This window comes from Pelolinea submarina (assembly GCF_003966975.1).
In the GTDB taxonomy this organism is placed as follows: domain Bacteria; phylum Chloroflexota; class Anaerolineae; order Anaerolineales; family Anaerolineaceae; genus Pelolinea; species Pelolinea submarina.
Genome location: NZ_AP018437.1, coordinates 676,907 through 701,695 on the forward strand (window position 1 = coordinate 676,907; position 24,789 = coordinate 701,695).

The window sequence follows — 24,789 nt, forward strand, 5'->3', positions numbered from 1 at the left end:
CTTCACCTAAACTTTCTCACTGGAAGTCTCGCCCATGATACCCTTTGGCCGGATGAGCAAAACAACGATAAGCAGACTGAAGGCAATGGCATCACGCATGGGGGTTGAGATATATGCGGCGCTTAAGGTTTCCGCCTGACCCATGATCAATGCGCCGATGAACGCGCCCGGAATGCTGCCAATACCGCCTACAACCGCGGCCACAAATGCTTTCATACCGGGAATGATACCCATGGAGAAGAAGACTTGTGGGTAAGCGATTGCGTAAAGAACACCGGCGGCACCAGCCAGAGCGGCTCCAAGCGCGAATGTGATGGAAATAACCGCATCGGAATTAATACCCATCAGGCGTGCAGTTGGTTTATCATACGCAACAGCGCGCATGGCTTTTCCAATCTTAGTTCGCTTGACAATATATTGCAGAACTAACAAAAGGAAAACAGACGCCAAAACGATGATCAAAAAGATATTGGAAAAGATCAAACTGTGCGGTGGTGTCGCAACGCCGGCCTGGATGGATCCGAAGCCTTCGGGGCCGATATACCAGCTTGTTACTTCAAAGGGGCGTTCGTAAGTGATGTAATTGGGAGTAAAAACAAAGCCCAAAGCACCAAAGTATTCCAGGAAAAAAGAAATGCCGATAGCGGTAATCAGAGCCGAGATGCGGGGGGCAGTCCGTAGTGGTTTATAAGCAATGCGCTCAATGGTAAAGGCCAATAAGGCGCAGACAACCATGGAAACCAGAACGACCGTTACCGCTCCGATGGCCTGTGCGAGCATGGCCGGCACAGAGGGGAAAAGATTCTGAAACCATAAGTGGACATTGTAACGGGAAATGCTGTAGAAACTGGCAAAAGCGCCCACCATAAACACATCACCATGGGCGAAGTTGATCAATTGGATGATGCCATAAATCATTGTGTAACCGAGGGCGATCAGGGCATAAACAAAACCAAGCTGAAGTCCATTGACGACTTGCTGTAAAAATAACGAGGGGTTATCTAATAGGGCAGTACCAAGCTTGAAGACTGCAGTTGCACCAATGATAACAAAGAAAAGGATTCCCAGGATTTTACTCTTGACAATCCAGTTAACGATTGGATTTTGGTTTTTCCTTTCCATAGGGTTTTCCTGCTTTCTGGGTGGAGTAATTTATAAGGGCGGTCTCCTTGAAGACCGCCCATATCTGTAAAACCTAGTGAAAATTAGGGAGCAACGGAAGCGACAAATTGGATCGCGCCGTCTTTGACCTGGAGCACGACTGCGCTCTTGATCGGGTTGTGCTGTTCATCAAAAGTGACTGTACCGGAAACTGCGTCGTATGAGAGGCTTTCCATCGCGGTGGCAACGGCTGCCGCATCGTCTACGCCGGCTTTTTCAATGGCGGCGAAGAGCAAGTTGGTGGCGTCATAAGCCAAGGTGGCTAAAGCATCCGGGGTCGCGCCGTATTTCTCGGTGTACTTGGAAACCCAGTCAACAACTACGTCGCGGGTATCGTCGGGGGAATAGTGGTTGGAGTAGTAACCGCCATCGGCAGCAGCAATGTCGAGGTCGGAGGAATCCCAACCATCGGCGCCCATCATTACGGCGGTGATGCCTAATTGTTTGGCCTGGGCAGCTACCAGATTGATTACATTGTAGTAATCAGGCAGATAGAGGACTTCGGCGCCACTATCGGCAACCTTGGTCAGAATGGCGGAGAAATCGGTGTCGGTGCCGGTGTAGTTTTCTGAACCAACAATTTCGCCACCGTATTCAACGAATTTCTCGGAGAATACTTCAGCCAGACCACGAACGTAATCATTACCCTGATCGGACATGACGAAAGCTTTGGTATAACCCTGGTCGGAAGCGAATTTTGCCATCACAAGACCCTGGAAGGGATCGATGAAGCAGGCGCGGAAGACCATGTCTTTGGTGGTGCCATCCAGATTCAGTGTAACATCAGCATTTGTTGAGGTGGGGGAGATCATGAGAACGCCCTTTTCCTGGGCAACTTCGGAAACCGGAATGGAAGCGGAAGAGCAAACTTCACCAACGATATAGTGTACGCCGTCCTGATCGATGACCTTGTTGGCTGCATTCACGGCCGGGTCAGCGGTGCATTGGCTGTCTTCTACGATGGGTTCAATCTGTTTTCCGAGGATGCCGCCATTGGCATTCCATTCTTCTACGGCCATCATGAAACCATTTTTGGTGGATTCACCGAAGGTGGGGACAGGGCCGGTGAGCGGGGACAGGTTGGCAACTTTGATGGTGTCACCTTCCGCGGCGGCTGGTCCCTCAGCGGCTGCAGGTGCGCAAGCCGCTAAAGCTAAAGCTAACAAAACTACAATTGATAATAATACGTTCTTTTTCATCTTCTCAACTCCTTTGACGTTGATTGTTTTATTTTTTTGTTCTGTTGTGAAATTTCTGGTTCTCATTTGATAAAAGGACATCACCTCCTTATATTAAATTGTCCTAAATTGCTAGAAGCACTCCGTTTTATACGAAATGGGCTTCAAGGAAATAATTATGTTATGAAACTGCAACCCTCTAATTTGGTATCGACAACCCGATAAAATTTCGGCGTTTTTCAAAGTTGTCAATATAACGATAAGCTCGTTTTTTAATATTAATGGTTAATTGGGCGGATTATGCCATACATCCATTGAATTGTCAACAAATGTCACTTTTTTTCGCGATGATTTTCACGTTTATGCCGAAATCTTTTTTATTGTTTTTTAAAAATAACAACACGCGGCTGTGCTGATATAGGACCTTTCACTTTACAAATTACTTTTTACGTTATGGGAAATGTTATAATGCCACCTGTTCAAACAAATTTTATTAAATCTTTTCACATATGTAAGCTCTGGATTTATCAGCATTATTATCAATCATTGATTCTGAAAAATGCTTCTATATATCCGGATGTAATAGAAAGGGTGCGGGTATCTGATATGTTGGAAAAGTATTATTTGAGAAGGCCGGATGAAACTGACCAGCAATCTGTTCTTGACCTACTGATTCGATGCGATATTCGTGATGTTGGCCAGCCGGATTCCGATTTGGAAGATTTAAAATATGATTGGCGTCAAATTGACCTTAATCAGGATGCATGGTTGGCTTTCAATCATGATGGCGTTTTAAAGGGCTACAGTGCTGTACTGCCCTGGAGGGATGGAAAACGTCTGGCGATCTATGATGATCCCGGAACAGAAAACGATGAGTTATTCCTGGGTTTATTGGTGTTATGTGAAGGCCGGGCTGCCAACCAACTTCGGGAAGCGGGCGAACCATTAATGAAGAATGTGGTGACGCATATATCAGATTCAGTGGATTACCAGAAGAAAATCCTGGAAGATGCCGGTTACCGCATCAATCGTTTCATCTACAATATGCATATTGACATCGATGGGAATCTGCCGGATCCGGAATGGCCTGAAGGGGTGGAGGTCCGCAATGCGAAAACGGGCATTGACGACCGCCATATCCATGCAGTCATTCAGGAGGCATTCCGCAAACCGGATCATCCTGACCAGCCCTTTGACGAATGGCGAGAGTTCATGATGCGGGCCGACCTCTATCATTCCGATTTGTGGTTCCTGGCGTTGAAAGGGGATGATATTGTAGGAACTTGTTTGTGTTTCCCGTATGAAGATATCGGCTGGGTACGGCAGTTGGCAGTAACTGAACCTTTCCGCAAACGCGGATTAGGAACTGCATTATTGCAGCACTCTTTCAAAGCTTTCAAGCAGCGCGGCTACCATAAGGTCGGGTTGGGCGTAGAAAGCAGTAATGAAAACGCCTACCGCTTGTATGAACGCGCCGGGATGTACAAAGCCATCCATTTGGATGAATACCGGAAAACCCTGAATGTTTGATTAGCAGGTCAGGGGATATTAGGAATTTGCGATAATCAGTTTGTTGTATAGATCGGTTGTCTGCGGAGAGGGTTTGGCGCTGAGTTCTGATTTAAGAACTTTAACGCAGATGGTATATTGCTTGGATAAAGCGGCTTTGTTTCCCAGGGCGGAATAAATTTCCATCAACCTACGGTGCAGTTCTTCGTTGCACAGGTCTTCTTTCAATGCTTGTTGGCAATAGCTAATTCCCTCATCGTATTCTCTGTTCTGAATACAAATGCTGGTTAGCTCGTCCACGGCTTTTAAATACATCTCCAGGTATTTTTGTCTATCTGCCATAACCCATATTTCATTGATTTCCGGTAAATATGGACCTTTGTAAAGATTGATGGCATTGATCAAATCCGCTTTCTTTTTTTTGAGATTCTTTTCGTCCTTTGCGCGGGTGATGGCGGAGATGAAGTTTTGCACGTCATATTCGTAATCAATGGCGCGATTGAATTGGTAGATATTGTCCTGGAATAATACGGCTTCTGATCCGATAGCGTGGCGCATACGGTAAATGGCATTTTTGAAGCGCAGTTTCAATTCAGAAGAAGAAGAGTCCGGCCAAAAGACAAGACCGACTTCTTCCTTTGTCAGCCCTTCCGGGTGCGCCAGGAACATGAAAAACAGATCGCGCGAGGTTTGTGTTTTCCAATCGGAAATGGCCAGCGTTTGATTCCCGATGCAGACCTCGGCTTTTCCAAAGGCTTTGATGTCGAAGCGGGCGGGAGCAAAGGGAACGACCGAAGCTTCTTTGCGAATCTTGCGGCGATTTTTCTGCGTGAGGGTTTGGTAATCGTCCAGATAAGAGAATATATCCGAGAAGTAGGTTTTAAATTCTTTAATGTTGGAGAAGGAATTTAAATCCTGCTTGAGTTCGTTCAAAATAGACAAGCTGGGTATGTTGCGGTCCGGGTCGTCGATATGGTTCAAGAAATTCTTGATTGTGTTTTCGGCTTGCGGATAATCTCCGGTTTTAATCAGACACAGGAAGAGTAGAATTTCAGATCGTACTCCGTCTTCAACAAATCCCTCATCTTTGAAATATGAAGATGTGATCTGTAACTGTTCCTGCGCTTTCAAATACTCTTTATTGGCAAAATCCAGGGCAGCCTGTTCCAGACGGTATTTGTTGATTTCATAGGAGGAGCCGCTTTTTTTCGCTACTGATTGTGCCGAGCGAATCTGCATCTCGGCTTTTTTATACTGCCGGTCAATCAGGTTCATGCGCGCGCGGGCCATTTTTAAATAAAAAATAAGAAACTGGTCCTCAACCTGGCGCGCTTTTTCCATAGCCTGCTGGTAAGCATCCAGCGCTTCCGCATTGGCGTCCAGGTCTTTGTACAAGTCTCCGATGGAGGCCAATGAATAACCTTCCACGCGCCGGTCGCCGGCGGCGTGTGCGTAATGCAGTGCTTTTTCAAAATTATAGAATGAGTTTGAAAAATCACCGGATAAATGCTGCACAACACCCAGGTTATTCAGAATGGTTGGCTGCCAGATGGAATCGCTGACCGACTGCCAATATGTCAGTGATTTTTCATAGGCGTTTTCCGCCGACGCATATTTCCCCATTTTTTCATAAATCACGCCCATTTCAACCTGAATACGGGCGACGTCTTCTTCCATATTATTCTGCTGGCAGACCTGCATGGCTTTTTTGTAGTAGTCGAGGGCGCTGGAAAGATTTCCGGTTTCCAGTAAGTTGACCCCTTTGGCACGCAGAGCTTCGGAGAACAGATGAGAAAGGTAGGGAGCAGCACGCGTGAGGTCCAGTGCTTCTTCGGCATCCTGCATGGCCTCGTCGTAATTACCTAACATGCGTAATACCGCTGAACGCCGGATGAGCGTGTCAGCCAGGCTTGCTTCTTCATGGTTTTGCCGCAGCAGTGCCATTGCTTTGTCCAGCAGTTCTTTACCTTCCTGGATGCTGCTCTGGCTGGTGGCCACACTGGCTTTCATTGACAAGATGGCGGGGTTGTTCATAATGACGTCATCCGGCAGGGCGTCCAGCCATTCGGCCAGTTTGTTTAGTTTGCCGCGGGCGATGAAGGTGGAACCGGCTTTCTCAATTAACTTGACAATCGCTTTGGAATCAGAAAGCGCGGAATAAATCTCGAAAACACGTTCCCAGTCTTTTTTAGCGGAGTAATATTCCGCCAGTTTTTCCTTAATTGCGCGAGCGTCCTGTGGGCGTTCTCTTTGAATGGTACTTTGCAGAAAATCGCGGAAGAGGTGATGGTAGCGCACCCAGCTGTATTCGTCGTCCACCGGCAGTACAAATAAGTTGTGCTGGATAACGTGGTAAAGCAGATCTCCCCATTTTTGTTGTTTTTGCAGCGCTTTACCGATAACTTCCTTGCACATTGCCGCGTTGAATTCCTCCAGGATGGAAGAATTCAACATGAAATCACGAATATAATCCGGCTGCTGATCCAGGACCTGCTGCGCCAGGTATTCATATAGGCCGATACCGGAAGCACGCGAGACTTTGATTTGGTCGCCCATGCCGCTTTTTAGCATTTGGGAGGTGAGTAGCAGCCCGGTTATCCAGCCTTCCGTACGGGTAGCCAGCAACAGCGCTTCGTCGCTGTTAATGGGCTTGTTAAATATTTTGTCGAACAGTTCTTCGATTTCATCAGGCAGGAAAGCCAGTTCTTCCACGGATAAACCGCCGACTTGCGAACGGGCCACCATCAGCGGCAGGTCGGGGAAGGTCAGCAGTTTGCGCGAGGTGATGACAATGTGGCAGTTGTCATCTGCGCGTTGGATGAAATTGCTCAGGAATTGGTCGATTACCGGGTTGGATTTCAGTAAATGGTAGTCGTCAAGCACGATCACAAAGTGTTCAGTGATGTGGTCGTAGATATCGTTAGTGAGCGTGGAAATCAGAAAATCCTGGTTGAGCTGGTCCACCGGACTGCTTTCCAACACGCGTAATGAAGCATCACCGAATTCCGGGAACTTGAATTTGATGGAATGGATGAAATAGGCCAGGAAGCGTTCAAAATCTTGGTCAAGCGGATCGAGCGAGTACCAGCACACCGGCCAATCAAATTGAGAGGCGAAGTCTATTAATAAGGAAGTCTTGCCGTATCCAGCCGGAGCTGCCACAATGATCAGGCGGAAATCGAGCAAATCGCTCATCATTTCCAGCAGGCGGGGGCGTGATAGGAGCTCCTTTCGCCGTTGCGGAGTGATTAATTTAGTCTGCGCAATCTGGAAATTTTCGATCATTACCTAATATTTTATCAGCAACAATAGCGAAAGGTACTTTATTGGTTTACTTTATGTAGAATTAATGTCCAAATGCCGTTTAGATGATTTATGATAGAATTTCCGAGATTTATGAAAACCATTCACGTGGTTGGGGCAAGACCTCAATTCGTCAAAGCAGCCATGGTCTCCAGGGCTTTTGGAGATCAGGGAGAAGAGTATTTTCTGCATACTGGGCAGCATTACAGTGAAAACATGTCCCAGTTGTTTTTTGTCGAGCTGAACTTACCTAAACCAGACATTAATTTAGGCATCGGCGGCGGAAGCCACGCCGAACAGACCAGCGGCATGCTGCTGGGTATTGATCGTTATCTCGAGCAGGTGCAGCCGGATTGGGTCATCGTTTACGGCGACACCAACTCCACCCTGGCGGGCGCGCTGGCGGCCGCCAAACGCGAAATTCCCATTGCGCACGTCGAAGCCGGCTTGCGTTCCTACAACCGTTCCATGCCGGAAGAGATCAACCGCGTCATCAGCGACCATTTATCCGCCCTGTTGTTCTGCCCGACAGACCAGGCCGTGGGTAACTTGAAGAAGGAAGGTGTCGTTGAGGGTGTGCATCAGGCGGGCGATGTGATGGCGGATGCGCTGTTCATGTTCACTGAGATTGCAAAACAGAAATCTTCCATTTTAAGTACGTTGGATTTGAAAACCGGCGGATATGCGCTGGTAACTGTACACCGCAGCGGCAATGTGGACGACCGTGAAAAACTGGGCCAGATTTTATCCGGCCTGGCGCAGATCGATATGCCCCTAATTTTCCCCATGCACCCACGCACGCAGAAGATGATCGCCGAGTTCGGTTTGGATGTGCCGGCCAACCTGCGTGTGATCGAACCGGTGGGTTACCTGGACATGCTCATGCTGGAAGCCAACGCCGACTGCATCCTGACCGATTCCGGCGGCATCCAAAAAGAAGCGTATCTGCTGGGCGTGCGCTGCATTACCCTGCGTGAAGAAACCGAATGGGTAGAAACTGTGACAGCCGGCTGGAATTGCCTGACCGGCGCCAATAGCAGTGCCATCAAGGCCCGATTTGATGACTTTCATCCCAATATTGAACGTCCTCAAATCTATGGTGATGGGCACGCTGCTGATAAAATCATCAATATCTTATTACAAAACTGACCAGGAGGTGGTCAATGGCTCCTTATATTCATGCAACCGCGGATGTGGCTGATTCCGCGCAAATTGGCGAGGGAACCAAAATCTGGCATCAAGGCCAGATTCGTCCGGGTGCAAAAATCGGAGAGAATTGCATTCTGGGTAAAGGCGTTTTTGTGGATGAAGGCGTGCAGATTGGGAACAATGTCAAAATCCAGAATTACGTTTCGGTTTATCATGGTGTGACCATTGAGGATGGGGTTTTTGTGGGTCCGCATGCTTGCTTCACCAACGACATGCGCCCGCGTGCTATCAATCCCGACGGCAGCCCTAAAGCGGCGGACGACTGGGAAGTCTCCCTGACACTGGTGAAGAGCGGCGCTGCTATTGGCGCGAACTCAACCATCCGCTGCGGCATCACTTTAGGCAATTGGGCCATGGTCGGCTCCGGCAGCGTGGTAACACGCGATATACCGGATTACGGCCTGGTTTTCGGAAACCCGGCGCGCTTGCGCGGCTTTGTCTGCCCATGCGGCGAGAAGCTGGAAAAAGTGGAAACAAAAGCCGGTATGGTTGTAGCGCAGTGCCCCAGATGCGCTCAGAAAATTGAAATCGATGAAAAGATATGGATGGAAGCAAAATGATATCAATCGCTAAACCTGTAATTGGTGAAGAAGAGAAGAAAGCAGTTCTGGAAGTTCTGGACTCCGGTATTTTGGCACAAGGCCCGCGTGTGGCGGCCTTCGAGAAAGCCTTTGCCGAAGCATGCGGCGTGAAACACGCTGTTGCCACCACATCCGGCACCACCGCGCTGTATCTGGCGCTGCTGGCCAACGGTATTGGCGCGGGCGACGAAGTGATTACCTCACCCTTTACCTTTATCGCCTCGGCCAACTCGGTGCTGTACGTCGGCGCTAAACCGGTCTTTGTGGATATCGATCCGCGCACCTTCAATATGGACGTCAGCCAGATCGAAGCGGTCATTACCCCCAAGACCAAAGCTATCCTGCCCATTGATCTGTATGGGCTGTGCGCAGATATGGGCGCCATCATGGACATTGCCAAAAAACATAACCTGCTGGTGATTGAAGATGCCTGCCAGGCACACACCGCCAAATTCAACGGCAAGTGCGCCGGTTCCTTTGGCACGGGCGCCTTCAGCCTGTATCCGACCAAGAACATGACCAGCGCCGAGGGCGGCATGCTCACCACCGATGACGACGCGGTAGCCGAAGAAGCGCGCGTGCTGCGCAATCACGGCATGCGCCGCCGTTATTACCACGATGAATTGGGCTACAACCTGCGCATGACCGACGTGCACGCGGCCATTGGCCTGGCGCAGTTGGGCAAGCTGGCCGGTTTCAACGCCAAGCGGCGGGAGAACGCGGCCTACTACGACGCGCACCTCAAGGGTGTGACCACGCCCTACGTGCCCAAGGAATGCGAACACATCTATCACCAGTACACCATCCGCGTCCCGGAAGGCAAACGCGATGCGCTGCGGGAGTATTTAAAGGAAAACGAGATTGGTTCCGAGATCTATTACCCGCTACCCATCAACCAGCAAGGCTTTTATGAAGAAATGTTCGGCAAGTTGAGCTTTCCTGAGGCGGAAAAAGCCGCCGAGGAAGTGCTTTCCATCCCCGTGCATCCTTCGCTCAGTCAAGCAGACCTCGATTTCGTGGTCGCCAAGATCAACGAATTCATGGCGTAGGCTGAGATGCGAGTCGCAGTCATTGGCGTCGGGTCGATGGGGTTCAACCATCTGCGGGTCTATTCCGAATTGGATGGCGTGCAGCTGGTGGGTATCTCGGATGTCAGCGCCGAACGCTTGGAAACACTCAAATCGCGTTTTCAGGTATCTGCTTACACCGACTACCGCAAATTGATCGAAAATGAAAAACCGGACGCGGTTTCCATCACCGTGCCTACTTCCGAACACGAGCAGGTGGCAACTTTCGCGCTGCGCGCGGGGGTGAACGTGCTGGTGGAGAAGCCGATTGCTTCCACGGTGGAAGAAGGCCAGCGCCTGATCGATTTGGCGCGGGAAATGAACCGTAAGCTGATGGTAGGCCACATCATCCGCTTTAACCCGGCCATGCAGGCCCTGAAGGCCCGCTTGGATGCCGGTGAGGTGGGCAAGATCTTCCAGATCTTCTGCCGGCGCGCGGGGCCTTTCCCGGCGCGCATCCGCGACGTGGGTGTGGTGGTCGACCTGGCCCCGCACGACGTGGACATCATGCGCTTCCTGACAGGCATGGATCCCCTGCGCGTGTTTGCCGAAACCGAACAGCGCATTCACACCGACCACGAAGATATGCTCTTCGGCTTGCTGCGCTTCCCGCACGGCATCACCGCCGCGTTGGAGATCAACTGGCTGACCCCCACCAAGATCCGCGAGACGCTGGTGCTGGGCGAAAAGGGTATGTTCCGTGTGGACGATTTGCTGCAGGATTTGTATTTCTACGAGAATTCTCAGGCCACCGGTGAATTATGGGCCGGCATCAAGAGCATCCGCGGCGTGAGCGAAGGCAAGATGATCCGCTACGACCTGAAACGTCAGGAACCGCTCAAGGCGGAAATCCAGGCTTTTCTCGACGCGGTAAAAAACGACACAACCGTTCCGGTAACCGGTGAAGATGGTCTGAAAGCACTGCGCCTGTCATTGGCGCTGGTGGAATCAGGCGTTAAGCACCAGGTGATCGAGGTTTAGTATGTCCCAAATTGAACTGCAGAAAAAAATTGAGGACCACAGCGCCAGGCTGGCGGTGATCGGTCTGGGTTACGTAGGCCTGCCGGTGGCGGCATTGTTCGCCCAACGCGGCTTCAACGTGACCGGCGTGGACGTCAAAGCCGAGCGCGTGGATCGCATCAACCAGGGCATTTCCCCCATCGAGGGCGATGAGCCCGGTTTGTCTGAACTGATCGCCGGTGTGGTGAAAAGCTGCAAGCTGCACGCCACCACCGATTACGATGAACTGAAAGACGTGGATGTGGTGCTGGTGGACGTGGAAACACCCGTCAACCACGCGCACATCCCCGAATACGAAGCGCTGCGGGCGGCGCTCAAGTCGCTTTCCGCCGTGCTGAAAGAAGGCGCGCTGGTGGTGATTGAATCCACCATCATGCCCGGCACCATGCAGAATGTGGTGCTGCCAATCCTGGAAAAAAATACCGAACGCAAGGTCGGGCAGGGCTTTTACCTGGGCAACTGCCCGGAACGGGTTATGCCCGGCAAACTGCTTAAGAACCTCAACAGTATGAGCCGCGTGGTGGGCGGTGATTCGCCTGATACCGCAGCGGCCATGCGCGCGCTGTACGGCAACATCGTGGCGGCCGACCTGGACACCGCCGACTGGATCACAGCCGAGCTGGTCAAGACGGTCGAAAACACGTACCGCGATGTGCAGATTGCCTTTGCCAACGAGACCGCCATGATCTGCGAGGCGCTGGGCGCCGACGTGTGGCGCGTGCGTGAACTGGTGCGCAAGTCGCCCGGGCGCGAAATGCTGCTGCCCGGAGCAGGCGTGGGCGGGCACTGTATCCCCAAGGATCCCTGGCTGCTGGCCAGCAGCGTCAAGGGCTTAGACGTGCGCGTGCGCCTGATTCCCGCGGCGCGCGACATCAACTCTTTCATGCCCAGCCACATGCTGGACCTTTTGAAAGGACGCATCAAGGACCTGAACGGCAAACGTATCCTGTTGCTGGGTTACGCTTATCTGGAAGATTCCGATGATACGCGCGACGCCCCCAGCCAGTACTTCATCAAGGCGCTGGAAGCTGAAGGCGGCCAGGCTGTGGTGCATGACCCTTACGTGGCGGAATTTGCCGGCGACCTGTACGAAAAGGCCAAAGATTGCGACGCGGCAGTGTTGATCACAGCCCATTCGCAGTATAAAAGTCTGGATTTCGCTAAATTGAAAGCGGCCCTGAAAACACCGGTATTGGTGGATGGACGCAACTTGTGGGATAAAATGGAAGTTTCCAAAGCCGGGCTGGACCTTGTCCGCCTGGGCGATTTTAGTATGTAAGGAAAGGCATGATCTGGATTTTATTACCAGCCTATAACGAAGAAACCGACCTGCCCGATTTATTGGTCAAGATCAAAGAAGTCCTGGGCGATAACGAATACCGCCTGGTGGTGGTCAACGACGGCAGTACGGACAGCACCGCCGAGATCCTGGAACAGTCCAAGAATGATCTCAACCTGGTGGTGCTGGAACATCCCATCAACCGCGGGCTGGGCGAGACTGAACGCGACGGTTTTGAATATATTGCCTGGCACGCCGAACGCGACGATTACCTGGTGCGCGTGGAAGGCGACGATACGCACGAACCCAAGTATATGTTCAGCATGATCGAAAAGCTCAACCAGGGTTTCGACGTGGTCAACACCTCGCGTTTCCAACCGGGCGGCGGTCAATTGGGCGTCAACAACTACCGCGCCTTCATCAGCCGCATGGCCAACCTGTTCATGCGCATGGTGTTTGCCGTCAAGGGCGTACGCGATTATTCCTGCGGCTTCCGCGCTTACCGCGTGGCGGTCATCCAGGACGCGCTGGAAATCTACGGCAACAACCTGATCCAGATGCGCGGGCTGGGCTTTACCTCCACGCTTGAGATCATCGTCAAACTGAAGGTTATGGGCTGCCGCTTCGCGGAAGTGCCCTTTGTGCTGCGGTACGACCAGAAAAAGGGCGGAAGCAAGATGATCGGCAGCGTGACCATGCTGGGCTACCTGACCATGGGCATGTTGTATTGGTGGCCTTTCGGCGGCTGGCGCAGCCAGTACCGCGGACTGTGGAAGCTATACCGTGAGGACCCGATGGCAGCCGTAGAGCGCTACCGCCTGGACAGTCTTAAGAACCGCAGTACGGCTTCACGCATCAACTTATAAGTGAGGATTCATGTGCGGAATTTGCGGCATCTATAATATTGATAAAGGCCACAAGGTGGAAGAGAGCACGCTGCACCGCATGGCGGACAGCATCGGACACCGCGGGCCGGATGATCGCGGATTCTACACAGATGAAAACCTGGGCATTTCCAACCTGCGCCTGAGCATCATTGACTTGTCGCAGGCCGGTCACCAGCCCATGCGGGAAGAATCCGGGCGCTACTGGATTGTCTATAACGGCGAGATTTACAACTACGTCGAGCTGCGCCAGCAATTGGCCGGCAAGGGCGTGCAGTTCTTCTCCAATTCCGATACCGAAGTCATTCTGCGCCTGTTTATGCTGGAAGGGCCGGACGCGGTCAAGCGCTTGAACGGCATGTTCGCGTTTGTTATCTGGGACAGCCAGGAACGCAAGCTGTTCGCTGCGCGCGACCGGCTGGGCATCAAACCATTCTACTATTACAAAGACGCCGAACAATTCGTGTTCGGCTCCGAGATCAAAGCCATCCTCGCCTCCGGGCAGGTGGGGCGCGCCGTGGACCCGCAGGGCATGGCCGACTACCTGACTTTCCAGTTCTGCCTGGCCGACAAGACTCTGTTCAATAACGTGCGCAAGCTGGAGCCGGGCTGCTGGCTGGAGCTGAGCGCCGGCGGCGAACTGAATATCCAGAAGTATTGGAACCTGGACTTCACCGTCGACACCGATCACACAGCCGAGTATTTTGAATACCAACTGACCCGTTTGCTGGAAGACGCGGTGCGCATCCAACTGCGCGCGGACGTGCCGGTGGGCACGCACCTGAGCGGCGGGCTGGATTCCTCCACCGTTACCTGCCTGGCAGCCTCGCTGCTGGACAACCCCATTCATACCTTCTCAGGCGGCTTCAAGGAAAGCCCGCGTTATGACGAGACCGCTTACGCGCGCTTGGCGGCTGAGAAAGCCGGCAGCATCCATCACGAGATCTTTCCCACGGAGCACGACTTCGTCGAGCTGCTGCCCAAGCTGGTGTACGCCATGGACGAACCGGCCGCCGGGCCGGGCATCTTCCCGCAGTTGATGGTTTCGCAGCTGGCCAAGCAGAACGTGAAGGTTGTGCTGGGCGGCCAGGGCGGCGATGAGGTCTTCGGCGGGTACACGCGTTACTTGGTGGCTTATTTGGAAGAGTGCATTCGCGGCGGCATCCAGGGCACGCAGGAAGACGCCAAGTACGTGGTCAGCTTCGACACGATTTTACCCAACCTGACCCAGTTGAAGGGCTACGAGCCCATGCTGCGCTATTTCTGGAGCGATGGGCTGTTCGATTCGCAGGCCGCGCGTTATTACCGCCTGGTGGATCGCGGTATGGAAATGAAGAGCCTGCTGAGCGGAGATTTAGCCGCACCAACTAACGGATACAGCACCTTCGAGGCTTTCAGCGACATCTTCAACTCAGGCGGCTCGAAGTCCTATATCAACAAGATGACGCGCTTCGACCTGTTGACAATGCTGCCGGCGTTGCTGCATGTGGAAGACCGCACCAGCATGATGGTTTCACTGGAGTCGCGTGTGCCGCTGCTGGACCACCGCATCGTGGAATTGGCGGCCAGCATGCCGCCGGCCATCAAGTTCGAAGGCGGGCGCTCCAAGCATATTTTCCGCAAGGTGGTAGGGCAGCTGCTGCCGCAGGCCATTGTGGAACGCACCGACAAGATGGGCTTCCCCGTGCCGCTGTCTGAGTGGTACCAGCGCGAACCCGTGCGCGGTTTCGTGCGCGACACGCTGCTGAGCGAACGCGCGCGCCAGCGCGGCTGGTTCAACCTGGATCAGGTAGCCCCGCTGCTGGATTCCGAACGGGCTTTCGGCCGCAGCGTGTGGGGCCTGCTGTGCCTGGAACTGTGGGCGCAGGCTTACCTGGACAATTAGACTAACTTTCCCCCGTATACAACTGATCGGTTTTGGCGGCCATGATGAAGTCGTTTTCGTGCAGGCCGTGGATCTTGTGTGTCCACCAGGTGACCGTGACGCGGCCCCATTCGGTCAGCAGGGCAGGGTGATGCCCGGCCTGCTCGGCCGCCTGCCCGACGGCGTTGGTGAAGGCCAGCGCAGAGAGAAAATCCTTGAATTTGAACGCGCGCCGCAGCGTTTTTGCCTGCCCGTTCTCCGCTGCTTCTATCACCTGCCAATCCGGCACGTTTTTCAGCAGATCGGTTATTTCCGCATCTGTCAGGGACGGGTCGCCCGCCTGGCAGACACTGCATTTCAGTTCAGCTAGCATGGCCATAACACCTCCGTGTGGTTATTCCTATTATCCGCCGGGATTTTGGATAGAAAGTATCAGAATTAGATAAGAAAAAGGGGCAAAAGGGATGGGGTGCTTGACATGACCCTGCCGGCATGGTAATATTGTCATTCGCGTTGCGGGGTAGAGCAGTGGTAGCTCGTCAGGCTCATAACCTGAAGGTCGTTGGTTCGAATCCAACCCCCGCTACCTTTTTTGAGAAATGTCCCTGAGTTAGTTGCGGGGGCATTTTTTGTTTAACGACCAGAAGGTCGTTGGTTTCCTTGCCTGCGGCAAGGACAGGCGAGTCCAACCCCCGCTACTATTCATCTGAAGGAACCACCTGAGAAGGTGGTTTTTTTCGTTTAACGAGTTGACATAACTTGACAAAAGTTGACAGTTTTACGAAACGAATAAAGATTCGTATAAAGGGAACGAATCCCTGACGATAATTTACTAAAGTAATTGGGCGTATATCATCCCTGAATTCCAGTAATAAAAATTTGAGGCTGTCATAGATTTTGAAATGGATTTTTATATAATCACTGGAAAAAGGTTTTTGCTTAACGACCAGAAGATTGTCTGCTTTCTGACCTGCGGCAAGAATGGGCGAATACCCTAAAGGGTACAAGTGTCCAACCCCCACTACCTTTTATATAAGGAACCACCTGAGAAGGTGGTTCCTTATATAAATATTTTCTCGCAGAGAAGGGGATTATTTTAATTTTGTTTTATTTTCTTAGCGGGGCGAAAATTTATGGCTTTTATTACCATTATTAATTAAATCATATTCAGCCTTTATGATTTCTCGAGGAACACCAGAAATCAATCCATTTAATAATATTCCATGACATTTTCTAAGCTTTTTCTTACTACCACATGGACATCTAATTTGACCGTTGAGATGACTATTTATGCACAAGCCAAGCAACTGTAAAATTCTTTTCCTATCTTTGATTCCAAAAAGTTCTTGATAATACTCAAGAAGCCCAGTTGTACCATGTGATAGTTCTCCAAAAATTAGATATCCGAATTTTTCCTTATAACTAAAATTATATAGATAAGGAATCAAGCAATTATTAATAAATCCGAGTAATGTAGGCTCTTCGTTAAATTTTTGAATGACTCTACCTGGTTCACCAAGACATAAACCCTCTGTTGAGTGGTGAAAATCCATTGGAATTCTACCGCCAATTTCTCGTGCAAATGGAATATGAAGGGGATTGGTTATAGGAATCAATATTTCAATTTGATATTTATCTTTTATTGATATACCTTGATATTTTGCTGTGAAATCTAATAAACCAGATATAACCCAAAAATCTGAGATATTAATTGGTGGATATAAACCAGGGTATATTTCTTTTATCTCATTATATTGATCTCTTAAAAAAAATGGCAGATTCATTAATATAACTCTTCTCCCCAAGGTTTCATCGGGTCTTGAATTTCCACGGTTGGATGGCTTGAAATAATACCTATTTGTCCTTTTTGGTTGTGTTCCTTATGAGATGATTTGAATTCATCTATTACATTTTCTGATACATTTTCGCCAAACATGAGAATGAGTTTTTCTTTTGCTTCATCTAAATCCTCGCAATTCAGTAAATCGCCTATTTCGGTCTTAAATTGTTGGTGCCAATTTTTAAACGCAGGAAGTTTTTGCGGATCTTCCTGCCATCTATCTGCAAAATTTTCTCGAGGATCAGTGGGATTTGAAACCCAAGAAACACCATTCCTATTAATAATATAATTTGGCATTTTATCTGTAATGCTTACTAGTGCTTTAAGAAGATCGGCTTCGTTATTGTATGCATTTGCAGCCAAAGTAGTAATGATTATTGATGCTGGCTTAATTTCTAGTTCTTCGGCAAATTGAATATCTCTATGCCGCTTAAGTAATTGTATGCATCTTTGTAAAGGAGTTTTAATTGTATATTCAGGAACTTCCCCCAAGCTACTTTTACGTTCTGTTGCAATAATTCTTCTCAGATTTTCAAATTGGATTAGCATCCGATTACGAAACCATGCTGAATACCCCTTAGGATTACTCAGTGGCCATTGAAGATTAATTCTTGAATAATTTGATAATGTCTTATCAGTGATAGAAATGCTTGTTTTTGCTAAGCTCTCCGGAACATTCATTGATAATAAGAGTGGAATTACATCTTCACCTGGAATTGCTGGTAATATGTCCATGTGAAATCTAGCACTATCTGCATATTGGAGAGTCCAACATCGACGCCCTTCTTTATCTAATAAATTTTTATATATACCATGGTCTTTTAGCCTTTTACCAACAGAGTTTTTCAATGCTTCTTGAGTTATTTCATCCTTTGAAAGCATTACCTCAAAGACTATGTCTAAATCGTAATCATCTGTATCTGTGAGCGGTTTAACAATTGTGCCGAATTGGAATGACCCTTGAGGATATATTGTAGGGGATAATATTGCGAACGGCGAATTATCCCCTGATAACCACTCGCCAACAGCTTTATATTTCTGCTCAGCAGCTATATATAAAGAATCTGATATATCCAATTTTTGTGTAATTCCAAGCAACAAACCAGAAATATCATTTTGAGATAATCTAATCATTTTATTTTTCTCCAATCGTAATTGTCTTTATGAATCCTTCTTTTTTTGCGTTTTGATCATAGATAATCATTGGTAGATCAGATTTAGGTTGCCAAACTCTTCCGATTTCTACAGCAATTGAAATAGGAACAGCAGGAAATAAGTGAATTACAACATCGTTACCATGCTTTGCCTTTATTTGGTTAAATAATTCACGTAATTTTTGACGAAAAAGTTTTAATTGTTCTTTACTTTTTAAAAAATCATTGTTTGGCGATGAAATTGTCATTTGCCATTCAGAGTAATCACTATTTCCAATACATTTTTCTATGCGATTAGATTTAATAGTTGCACTTAGCGATAAGTTAAGAACAACATTTGAGAAATTCGTCCTCGGTTCACTTATTTTGTAATTAAAGCCTTTGGGCCCATCTTGCCACTTCCAATTACTTGGCTCTCTATGTAATTGATAGACTTCTCCTGGGTAAATATCGGGAATCAGAGTGCCCAATTTTATTAGTAGAGGTTGGGGAGCAAATGCAAAGATTGAAAAGTGATTCCTTCCTAACGGATTAGATAAAATTGGTTCTACTAAATGCTTGAATCGTTGTTCAAGGTTTTGGCTCTCAATTTTCCAATAATCCTCGCTTGAATCATCTAGTTCAAGGTTCGAGAGACTCAAGTTGATGGGTAGCTGCGAAGCTGGTAACCAATCTGGAAACATTGCCTGCAAAGCATCATGTAAATTAATGTTTGGTTGAAAAGCTCCAATTTTCGCGATGAAAAATATTAATGTGCTTGATTTGTCCGGAATAATTCCTGTTGATTGTTCAATTCTAATTTCGTGAATTTGCTTCATTTCTCGTAATACATCATCAGGATAAATGTCTGGATTTTCATCAACCATGTGATGGTGTCTAGGGCAAAGTAGCATTAAGTTTTCAATATCATCGCAATACTCTTGTGATAGTTTTGGGTGACCACGTGGCCCGAAAGGACTATCGCCAATTATGTGTGCTACTTGAGCAAAATTCATTTCAATTTGAGAAAGATTATCTTTCCATAACGGTTCATTGCAACCAGTCAATTCACATCGACCTGCTGTTTTTGCCCAGAGTAAATATCGTGTTTTTTGTGGTATATCTGATTTTGACATTATATGGCCTTTGAATATCGTTATAACAGAAAATAATATAAATTCCGCAACCAACGGAAATTCTAAATGATGATAGAATTACTGTCAAGGCTAAAAAACTATATATTTCCGCAAATAAAGAAAAAACAATTTGGACCGGAATATTGTTTAATACCTAAACACAGAATATGAGGTCTCAATGGAGTTAGGTGAAAAACTAAAAAGAATTAGAAAAAACTTAAAAGATAAGACATTGCAAGAGGTTTATGAGGGAACAAATATTTCAGTATCATTTTTGTCGGATATTGAAAGAGGGAAGACAAAACCATCGATTGATACATTGAGAAAACTGGCTGATTATTACGAGGTGAACTGGAGCGACTTATTGGATGTAAATGAAGAAGAAAAAAAGATCGATGATACTGATTTATATCCCCCTGGTTTAAAAGTGTTAATCAATGATCAACATGATCTGGATCCGAATGTAATAGAGGTAATGCTTGCTATGGAGCGTAGAGCAAAACGTAAACCAGAGACTAAAGAGGATTGGCGGGATTATTATTTTTCAATAAAATATTTAATGGGACTTTAACTATGGAGATAAGCACATTTAGGGAGGCAAAAAGAAGACTTATTGATCAAATTACTTCAATAAAAGAAGAATATAAATTACCTGATTTCCTTTTATATGGTGGTGAAAATGATTTATGTGCAAAGAATCTCGGGATAAAAGTGGAAGAGAAAAAAATGGATTATGACTTTGCTGGTTACTTACCAGCGAATTCACAAAATCGCCCTCAACCGATTATTTGGATTGATCCAGCTGATTTAGATCTTGAACATAAAAATTTTACTTTCTTTCACGAAATATCTCACCATCTCATCCGTGAGGATGCTGAATTATATTCATTTCTCAACCAAATAGCTGACCGCAATCAAGATTTGCGAATGCTTGAAGACAGATTTGCTGATATAGGAGCAGCTGAATTTTTAATACCTTCAAGGGTTGTTTCAGAGTTTATTGCAGAAAAGGGATTCAGCATGTCTTTATTACCTGAATTGGATATAATATTCCCTGCATCAAAACCAGCGATTACAATTCAATTAGCCCAATGTGCGGCCCACAAGTGTTTTATTATAATTTGCGCAAACAATAGGAGTGATTCTATTAACTCCTCGACTCTAAGTAATGAAAACAATGTTCCTCGTCTTTATATACAATATTCATCCAAATCACCTAGCCAAGAAAAATACTTTGTTGCGAAAAACACTCTCATCCCATTAGATCATGTTATTAATAAAGTTTATATCTCAAGAACAGATATTAAATCACGGGATAGAATCCCTTTCCGAACAAAAACAGAGTGGGTTACAGATTGTGACGCTATTTATTATGAAGGACGAGTTTTTGCTAGTTTTAATATAGAACAACCAAGCCAATCACGAGAATTACAACCAAGTCTTTTTTAAACTCTTATCCCTAAAAATGAATAGCTTTTTAAAATATCATGGATAATGTGACTAATGAGCTAAATGTAGTCTTCAAAACTGGACGCCACGCGCGCTGGATACCTGATCTGGAATTACCAGCGCATTGTGAAAGCGTAGGGTGGAATTCCACCTGTGCCCTCCGGGGCAATCCCGCCAAGTGATGGCGCGTTTCTAATGCGCCCTACGGCCCCATGCCACCCAACTCGCAGCCGCAATCCATTTGCGGCCTGCGAGTGGAGTATCTTCGCTCTTTGCCCTTGCAAAGAGCTACGACCTTGTCCCCTCCCCATTCCGGCTGCGCCGAAATAGGGAGGGGTTTAATTCGGACGAATTTCGAAATTATTCACATTTAAAAGCTAATAAATTCCCTCCCTGTTTTTCGGAGTTCATCGCTCTTGCGATGAACGTAGATATACATTCCGGGTCAGCATCAAGCTGACACCGGAACGTGTAGATCGTCACGGGGAGGGTTAGGGAGGGGCGGAATGCGATAATCCTTGCTTGTGATTTCCCGCTTTCCCATCCCTCAATCCAGTCCGATTCTATAAAAAACTATCTGCTGACAACTTGACGTTGTCTCGGAACAAGCATCTCCGCTTATCGCACCAGCAAAACGTTCCTTGACACCCACCTCGCATGCCACTATCGACACACGGCTGCGAGCTGGGTATCTCCGCTTATTGCTCCTGCAATAAGCTCCTTGACACCCACCTCGCATGCCGCCATCGATACACGGCTGCGAGCTGGGTATCTCCGCTTATTGCTCCTGCAATAAGCTCCGATATGAATTGGCAACTCTGCGCAAATCAGGCGCATTCACTTTTTCCTATATGCAAATTTATAATGAAGCCAACCTAACGGGGGTGTAGGTTGTATATTAAGTAGAGTGAGCGCTCATGACAATAAAGCCAGACGGTAATGATTTCGATGCGATCCACCGCTTGAAGAGCGGGGATATAAACGGGTTAGCAGTATTGATCGCCCGCTATCAGGGAAAGGCCATTCGTACGGCTTTTCTGGTAACGCACGATGAGGCCATGGCCGAGGATGTGGTGCAGGATACATTCATCCATTTCTACGATCGTGTCCGATTCTTCGACGCGGCGCGCCCATTTGAACCTTACTTCATGCGCAGTGTGGTCAACGCGGCACTCAACGCCATACGCAGAGAGGCCCGCGGCAAGCGCTTTCCGTTCGAAGACACATCCGAACTGGAAGCCCTGCTGGACATGGCTGCTTCTGCCGCTGAACAGGTGGAAATGCAGGAGCTCAACCGGCGGATACTGGAGGCGCTGCGAAAATTGCCTCCCCGCCAGCGTGCCGCGATTGTACAGCGCTATTACCTGGAGATGAACGAAAAAGAAATGGCGGATGCGCTGCATGCTCCGGCCGGCACAGTGAAATGGCTGCTGAACGCCGCCCGCAAACGCCTGCGCAACCTGCTTGATTCAGAAAGGAACCTGGAATGAACAAACGAAACTATTCCCAAATCCTTGACGACGCGGCGCGCGATCACCTAGCGAAAAATACCGATCTGGCACCACAAATTCTAAAGAGAATCCAGAAAGGGAAAAGTGTAACGATGCACTCACGTAGAAAAGTTTTTGCCATGACATTCCTTGTTTTATTAGCGCTGGCGTTTACCACGTGGCAGGTACCCGCTGTAAGGGCTGCCATCCAGCGCTGGTTTGGCTACGTCCCGGGGGCCGGGCTGGTCAGCAGCGATCAGATCCGTGTGTTGGCTGACCCGGTTGTCGTTGAACAGGAGGGTGTTACCCTGACTGTAAAACAGGTATGGGCCACCGCGGATAAAACTGTTGTGCAGTATTCCGTTGAGGGTTGGGAAAGAGGATCGGGCGACGCGGGCTGTGATCAAATCGGCCTCTTGCGCCTCGATGATCGCGATCTGGCGGTCATGGAAGCGCCGACCATGATCGGCTGGGAGGATGGCTATGAGATCGTTGGCGCCTATGCGGCAATCCCAGCGGATATTGACATGCTGACTTTGGTCGTACCCTGCATGGCCCCAACGAGCGCGGGTGATTGGGAAGTGCCCTTGAATCTGATTGCGGCCCCGGAGAACATGACGGTTTATCCTGTAATTGAAAACGCGGCTCCTGCGGAGACGGTGCCGGCAGCGCAGCCCCAGAAGGGCACCGACCTGTCAGCCGAAGGCCTGACACTGGTTATCGACCGTGCAGCTGAAATGGATGACGGCTACCTGCTGTTTGCAACCATGACCTGGAAAAACACGGGTTTGGGCTGGGTGGATATCCCCGACCCGGCGGCACTCCGCCTGACAGACGCAAATGGGAAGCTTATTCCCTATCACGTGGATTACCAGGCCACCAACCCTCTGATGGGAGCGGCTCCTGCCGGGCAGATAACCTTTGCGCTCCAAACGGAAACCAAACCGGCTGCCGGGCCTTTGACCCTGACGCTCGATACGATCAGCGCGCACATAATAACCGATGCCGGCTTCACCGTTGATCCGGGTTCCGACCCCGAATCAGGACAATCCTGGACGTTGGATCAGGACATCGAATTGGGTTATGGATATTCCCTGCGGGTGAAGCAGGTGACCTACAACCTCCCGGATGCGGATTATGTTCAATTGAACGTCCGTATGGAATCGGAAAGCGGCGTGACCGGCGCCAGTCTGCAAGACCCTGCTGACCCGATGGCGAGTTCCGAAGCAGGCGACATCAGTGAAGCAGGAGTTTTTACGACTAATCTTTATTACCCAACACCCTTGCCGCAGGACCCGCTCAGTATTGCCGTTACGTCCTTCACGGTGAACTTGCCCGGAAACTGGCAAGCGACCTGGGCGCCTGAGTAGCCATTGACGACCTTGAAAGACTCCTTCCTTTTTCGGAGGGAGTCTTTTTTATGGCGGCGCACTGACAAGGCTGCCTGATCCGGAATTACCGGCGCAATGTGAGCGTTGTAGGGCGGGATTCCACCTGTGCCCTCCGGGGCAATCCCACCCTTTTCTCATGTTTTTTAACCACAGACAAACATAGATAAAAATAAAAGATTTATGATATTGATTTTCACTGATGGATAGTTCAATGGTGTGCTCACTTAGAGAATCTGAGTACAGGTAAAAACACGCTCTTCTACCCCTTTCCGGCTGCGCCCAAATAGGGAGGAAGTGAAGGGGCAAAGGGGGGTGGGTTCGGCAGTATTTGTAGTTACCTCCGAATATTCTCCTTTTTCCATTCCATAATTCAGCGCATTTCTGTAAAATACTAGCTAACAACAACTCACTACACAGGGAAGGAAACATGGATATCGCCAAACTGACCGCCTACTGCCGAACGCACCTCGACCTGGAATCGGAACCGCTGGATTTCATCAATTTCTACGTCAATGTACCTTTGGCCTTGATCGACGCGGTCTTTTCGACCGGCGGACACTATAGATCGACTATGAATGCGGTTCTGGGGTTGGCTGAGTATTACGACCTGCCCATTCTGCGCAAAGCGCCAATACCCATACGCAAGAATCAATTTTCCATCGCGGATTTTCTGGAGCTCTATCAGGAGTTCGGTGACGAAGGCATGGCGGTGGAGGTCTATCACAACCGGCAGCGAACTTCCCCGCGCAACGGCATCCTGAAAGCCGAAGCGGCACGGCGTTTTGCCCAGGTGCTGGCGGATTTTGGGGTGCAGCACTTGCAGGATGTGCACAAGGTACTGGGATTGCAGCGTTTCACGACTGCCATTCATGCCATTCCTGGTCAGCGCAGCGGGGTATCCCTGCACCGTTTCACCATGCTGGTGTGCGAGCCCAACCATTACCAGATTGACCGGCTGGTGAAACGCTTCCTGTACGAAGCCGGCGGGGAGCGCCTGACCAGCGGACAGTGCCTGACGGCGCTGCGTGAGGTGCGGGCGGAGCTGGTGCGCGATTACCCGGAGTTGACACCGCGCGCGCTGGATTCGCTGATCTGGGAGGCTCAGCGAAAGGTGAAAGCGTAAGTTTTCCCTCACTATCTACTTGTTCCGATGACAACTTGATGTTGTCTCGGAACTAGCATCTCCGCTTATCGCTCCTGCGATAAGCTCTGACTCGGTCTTTCCCCTAAATTGACTTAGTTTTAGTGTTTGGCGTTGTTTCAAGGGGAGGGAGTAAGATGGCTGCGAGCCGAGC

The 24,789-nt window shown here is 49.0% G+C and carries 20 protein-coding genes and 1 tRNA gene; 14 read left to right on the top strand and 7 right to left on the bottom strand.

What is annotated here, in order from left to right; translation table 11 throughout:
* Window positions 1-6: 6 nt before the first annotated feature.
* Entirely contained in the window at window positions 7-1,122 is a 1,116-nt protein-coding gene (locus tag Pelsub_RS03190; protein ID WP_116225971.1) for a branched-chain amino acid ABC transporter permease, read from the bottom strand.
* 83 nt (window positions 1,123-1,205) lie between these two features.
* Complete coding sequence (locus Pelsub_RS03195) at window positions 1,206-2,360, bottom strand: ABC transporter substrate-binding protein (RefSeq protein WP_116226013.1); 1,155 nt, start codon at window positions 2,358-2,360, stop codon at window positions 1,206-1,208.
* Window positions 2,361-2,945: 585 nt separating this feature from the next.
* On the opposite strand from Pelsub_RS03195, the gene Pelsub_RS03200 reads away from it, so the two are divergent.
* On the top strand, window positions 2,946-3,869 hold the full coding sequence (locus Pelsub_RS03200; RefSeq protein ID WP_158674958.1) for a GNAT family N-acetyltransferase: 924 nt from the start codon (window positions 2,946-2,948) through the stop codon (window positions 3,867-3,869).
* An 18-nt stretch (window positions 3,870-3,887) separates the two neighbouring features.
* On the opposite strand, the gene Pelsub_RS03205 is transcribed toward Pelsub_RS03200, so the two are convergent.
* A complete protein-coding gene (locus tag Pelsub_RS03205) occupies window positions 3,888-7,133 on the bottom strand; it encodes a tetratricopeptide repeat protein (protein WP_116225969.1) in 3,246 nt (1,081 codons plus the stop codon).
* A gap of 111 nt (window positions 7,134-7,244) precedes the next feature.
* On the opposite strand from Pelsub_RS03205, the gene wecB reads away from it, so the two are divergent.
* From wecB to asnB, 7 genes are read left to right on the top strand one after another with little or no spacing between them, the layout of a single operon-like run.
* Window positions 7,245-8,300: a non-hydrolyzing UDP-N-acetylglucosamine 2-epimerase gene (gene wecB / locus Pelsub_RS03210; RefSeq protein WP_116225968.1), complete on the top strand. Its 1,056-nt coding sequence runs from the start codon at window positions 7,245-7,247 to the stop codon at window positions 8,298-8,300.
* Window positions 8,301-8,314: 14 nt separating this feature from the next.
* On the top strand, window positions 8,315-8,920 hold the full coding sequence (locus Pelsub_RS03215) for an acyltransferase (RefSeq protein ID WP_116225967.1): 606 nt from the start codon (window positions 8,315-8,317) through the stop codon (window positions 8,918-8,920).
* On the top strand, window positions 8,917-9,990 hold the full coding sequence (locus Pelsub_RS03220) for a DegT/DnrJ/EryC1/StrS family aminotransferase (RefSeq protein WP_116225966.1): 1,074 nt from the start codon (window positions 8,917-8,919) through the stop codon (window positions 9,988-9,990). Before Pelsub_RS03215 ends, Pelsub_RS03220 begins: the two co-directional genes overlap by 4 nt.
* Before the next feature lie 6 nt (window positions 9,991-9,996).
* The gene (locus tag Pelsub_RS03225; protein WP_116225965.1) at window positions 9,997-10,989 is read left to right on the top strand and encodes a Gfo/Idh/MocA family protein; all 993 of its coding nucleotides are present in this window, start codon (window positions 9,997-9,999) and stop codon (window positions 10,987-10,989) included.
* A gap of 1 nt (window position 10,990) precedes the next feature.
* On the top strand, window positions 10,991-12,307 hold the full coding sequence (locus tag Pelsub_RS03230; protein ID WP_116225964.1) for a nucleotide sugar dehydrogenase: 1,317 nt from the start codon (window positions 10,991-10,993) through the stop codon (window positions 12,305-12,307).
* 8 nt (window positions 12,308-12,315) lie between these two features.
* Complete coding sequence (locus Pelsub_RS03235) at window positions 12,316-13,173, top strand: glycosyltransferase (protein ID WP_116225963.1); 858 nt, start codon at window positions 12,316-12,318, stop codon at window positions 13,171-13,173.
* Window positions 13,174-13,183: 10 nt separating this feature from the next.
* Window positions 13,184-15,076 carry an asparagine synthase (glutamine-hydrolyzing) gene (gene asnB, locus Pelsub_RS03240; RefSeq protein WP_116225962.1) on the top strand — a complete coding sequence of 631 codons (1,893 nt, stop codon included), beginning with the start codon at window positions 13,184-13,186 and terminating at the stop codon, window positions 15,074-15,076.
* 1 nt (window position 15,077) lies between these two features.
* On the opposite strand, the gene Pelsub_RS03245 is transcribed toward asnB, so the two are convergent.
* Window positions 15,078-15,434, bottom strand: a complete 357-nt coding sequence (locus Pelsub_RS03245; protein ID WP_116225961.1) for a 4a-hydroxytetrahydrobiopterin dehydratase — start codon at window positions 15,432-15,434, stop codon at window positions 15,078-15,080.
* 135 nt (window positions 15,435-15,569) lie between these two features.
* Between Pelsub_RS03245 and Pelsub_RS03250 the strand changes: the two genes are divergently transcribed.
* Window positions 15,570-15,641: transfer RNA gene (locus tag Pelsub_RS03250), tRNA-Met, on the top strand.
* A gap of 529 nt (window positions 15,642-16,170) precedes the next feature.
* Here Pelsub_RS03250 and Pelsub_RS03255 read toward each other — a convergent pair.
* Genes Pelsub_RS03255 through Pelsub_RS03265 form a run of 3 tightly spaced genes read right to left on the bottom strand, consistent with a single transcriptional unit; the run spans window position 16,171 to window position 19,164 of the window.
* On the bottom strand, window positions 16,171-16,839 hold the full coding sequence (locus tag Pelsub_RS03255; protein ID WP_116225960.1) for an SEC-C domain-containing protein: 669 nt from the start codon (window positions 16,837-16,839) through the stop codon (window positions 16,171-16,173).
* Window positions 16,839-18,029: a nucleotidyltransferase domain-containing protein gene (locus tag Pelsub_RS03260; protein WP_116225959.1), complete on the bottom strand. Its 1,191-nt coding sequence runs from the start codon at window positions 18,027-18,029 to the stop codon at window positions 16,839-16,841. The genes Pelsub_RS03255 and Pelsub_RS03260 overlap by 1 nt, the downstream gene beginning before the upstream one ends.
* Window position 18,030: 1 nt before the next feature.
* The gene (locus tag Pelsub_RS03265; protein ID WP_126440385.1) at window positions 18,031-19,164 is read right to left on the bottom strand and encodes an HNH endonuclease; all 1,134 of its coding nucleotides are present in this window, start codon (window positions 19,162-19,164) and stop codon (window positions 18,031-18,033) included.
* A gap of 178 nt (window positions 19,165-19,342) precedes the next feature.
* On the opposite strand from Pelsub_RS03265, the gene Pelsub_RS03270 reads away from it, so the two are divergent.
* From Pelsub_RS03270 to Pelsub_RS03290, 5 genes are all read left to right on the top strand, one after another.
* A complete protein-coding gene (locus Pelsub_RS03270) occupies window positions 19,343-19,735 on the top strand; it encodes a helix-turn-helix domain-containing protein (protein ID WP_116225957.1) in 393 nt (130 codons plus the stop codon).
* A 2-nt stretch (window positions 19,736-19,737) separates the two neighbouring features.
* Entirely contained in the window at window positions 19,738-20,613 is an 876-nt protein-coding gene (locus Pelsub_RS03275; RefSeq protein WP_116225956.1) for an ImmA/IrrE family metallo-endopeptidase, read from the top strand.
* 917 nt (window positions 20,614-21,530) lie between these two features.
* Window positions 21,531-22,103, top strand: a complete 573-nt coding sequence (locus Pelsub_RS03280) for an RNA polymerase sigma factor (protein WP_116225955.1) — start codon at window positions 21,531-21,533, stop codon at window positions 22,101-22,103.
* The gene (locus Pelsub_RS03285) at window positions 22,100-23,473 is read left to right on the top strand and encodes a hypothetical protein (RefSeq protein WP_116225954.1); all 1,374 of its coding nucleotides are present in this window, start codon (window positions 22,100-22,102) and stop codon (window positions 23,471-23,473) included. The genes Pelsub_RS03280 and Pelsub_RS03285 overlap by 4 nt, the downstream gene beginning before the upstream one ends.
* A gap of 448 nt (window positions 23,474-23,921) precedes the next feature.
* A complete protein-coding gene (locus tag Pelsub_RS03290; protein ID WP_116225953.1) occupies window positions 23,922-24,617 on the top strand; it encodes a hypothetical protein in 696 nt (231 codons plus the stop codon).
* Window positions 24,618-24,789: the final 172 nt, after the last annotated feature.

Excerpts from the sequence above, each read along its gene's own strand:
- Pelsub_RS03275 (WP_116225956.1), top strand. The coding sequence starts at position 19,738 with ATGGAGATAAGCACATTTAGGGAGGCAAAAAGAAGACTTATTGATCAA.
- Pelsub_RS03270 (WP_116225957.1), top strand. The coding sequence starts at position 19,343 with ATGGAGTTAGGTGAAAAACTAAAAAGAATTAGAAAAAACTTAAAAGAT.
- Pelsub_RS03255 (WP_116225960.1), bottom strand. The coding sequence starts at position 16,839 with ATGAATCTGCCATTTTTTTTAAGAGATCAATATAATGAGATAAAAGAA.
- Pelsub_RS03205 (WP_116225969.1), bottom strand. The coding sequence starts at position 7,133 with ATGATCGAAAATTTCCAGATTGCGCAGACTAAATTAATCACTCCGCAA.
- Pelsub_RS03195 (WP_116226013.1), bottom strand. The coding sequence starts at position 2,360 with ATGAAAAAGAACGTATTATTATCAATTGTAGTTTTGTTAGCTTTAGCT.
- wecB (WP_116225968.1), top strand. The coding sequence starts at position 7,245 with ATGAAAACCATTCACGTGGTTGGGGCAAGACCTCAATTCGTCAAAGCA.
- Pelsub_RS03245 (WP_116225961.1), bottom strand. The coding sequence starts at position 15,434 with ATGGCCATGCTAGCTGAACTGAAATGCAGTGTCTGCCAGGCGGGCGAC.
- Pelsub_RS03260 (WP_116225959.1), bottom strand. The coding sequence starts at position 18,029 with ATGATTAGATTATCTCAAAATGATATTTCTGGTTTGTTGCTTGGAATT.
- Pelsub_RS03265 (WP_126440385.1), bottom strand. The coding sequence starts at position 19,164 with ATGTCAAAATCAGATATACCACAAAAAACACGATATTTACTCTGGGCA.
- Pelsub_RS03290 (WP_116225953.1), top strand. The coding sequence starts at position 23,922 with ATGGATATCGCCAAACTGACCGCCTACTGCCGAACGCACCTCGACCTG.
- Pelsub_RS03190 (WP_116225971.1), bottom strand. The coding sequence starts at position 1,122 with ATGGAAAGGAAAAACCAAAATCCAATCGTTAACTGGATTGTCAAGAGT.
- Pelsub_RS03285 (WP_116225954.1), top strand. The coding sequence starts at position 22,100 with ATGAACAAACGAAACTATTCCCAAATCCTTGACGACGCGGCGCGCGAT.
- asnB (WP_116225962.1), top strand. The coding sequence starts at position 13,184 with ATGTGCGGAATTTGCGGCATCTATAATATTGATAAAGGCCACAAGGTG.
- Pelsub_RS03225 (WP_116225965.1), top strand. The coding sequence starts at position 9,997 with ATGCGAGTCGCAGTCATTGGCGTCGGGTCGATGGGGTTCAACCATCTG.
- Pelsub_RS03280 (WP_116225955.1), top strand. The coding sequence starts at position 21,531 with ATGACAATAAAGCCAGACGGTAATGATTTCGATGCGATCCACCGCTTG.
- Pelsub_RS03235 (WP_116225963.1), top strand. The coding sequence starts at position 12,316 with ATGATCTGGATTTTATTACCAGCCTATAACGAAGAAACCGACCTGCCC.
- Pelsub_RS03215 (WP_116225967.1), top strand. The coding sequence starts at position 8,315 with ATGGCTCCTTATATTCATGCAACCGCGGATGTGGCTGATTCCGCGCAA.
- Pelsub_RS03200 (WP_158674958.1), top strand. The coding sequence starts at position 2,946 with ATGTTGGAAAAGTATTATTTGAGAAGGCCGGATGAAACTGACCAGCAA.
- Pelsub_RS03220 (WP_116225966.1), top strand. The coding sequence starts at position 8,917 with ATGATATCAATCGCTAAACCTGTAATTGGTGAAGAAGAGAAGAAAGCA.
- Pelsub_RS03230 (WP_116225964.1), top strand. The coding sequence starts at position 10,991 with ATGTCCCAAATTGAACTGCAGAAAAAAATTGAGGACCACAGCGCCAGG.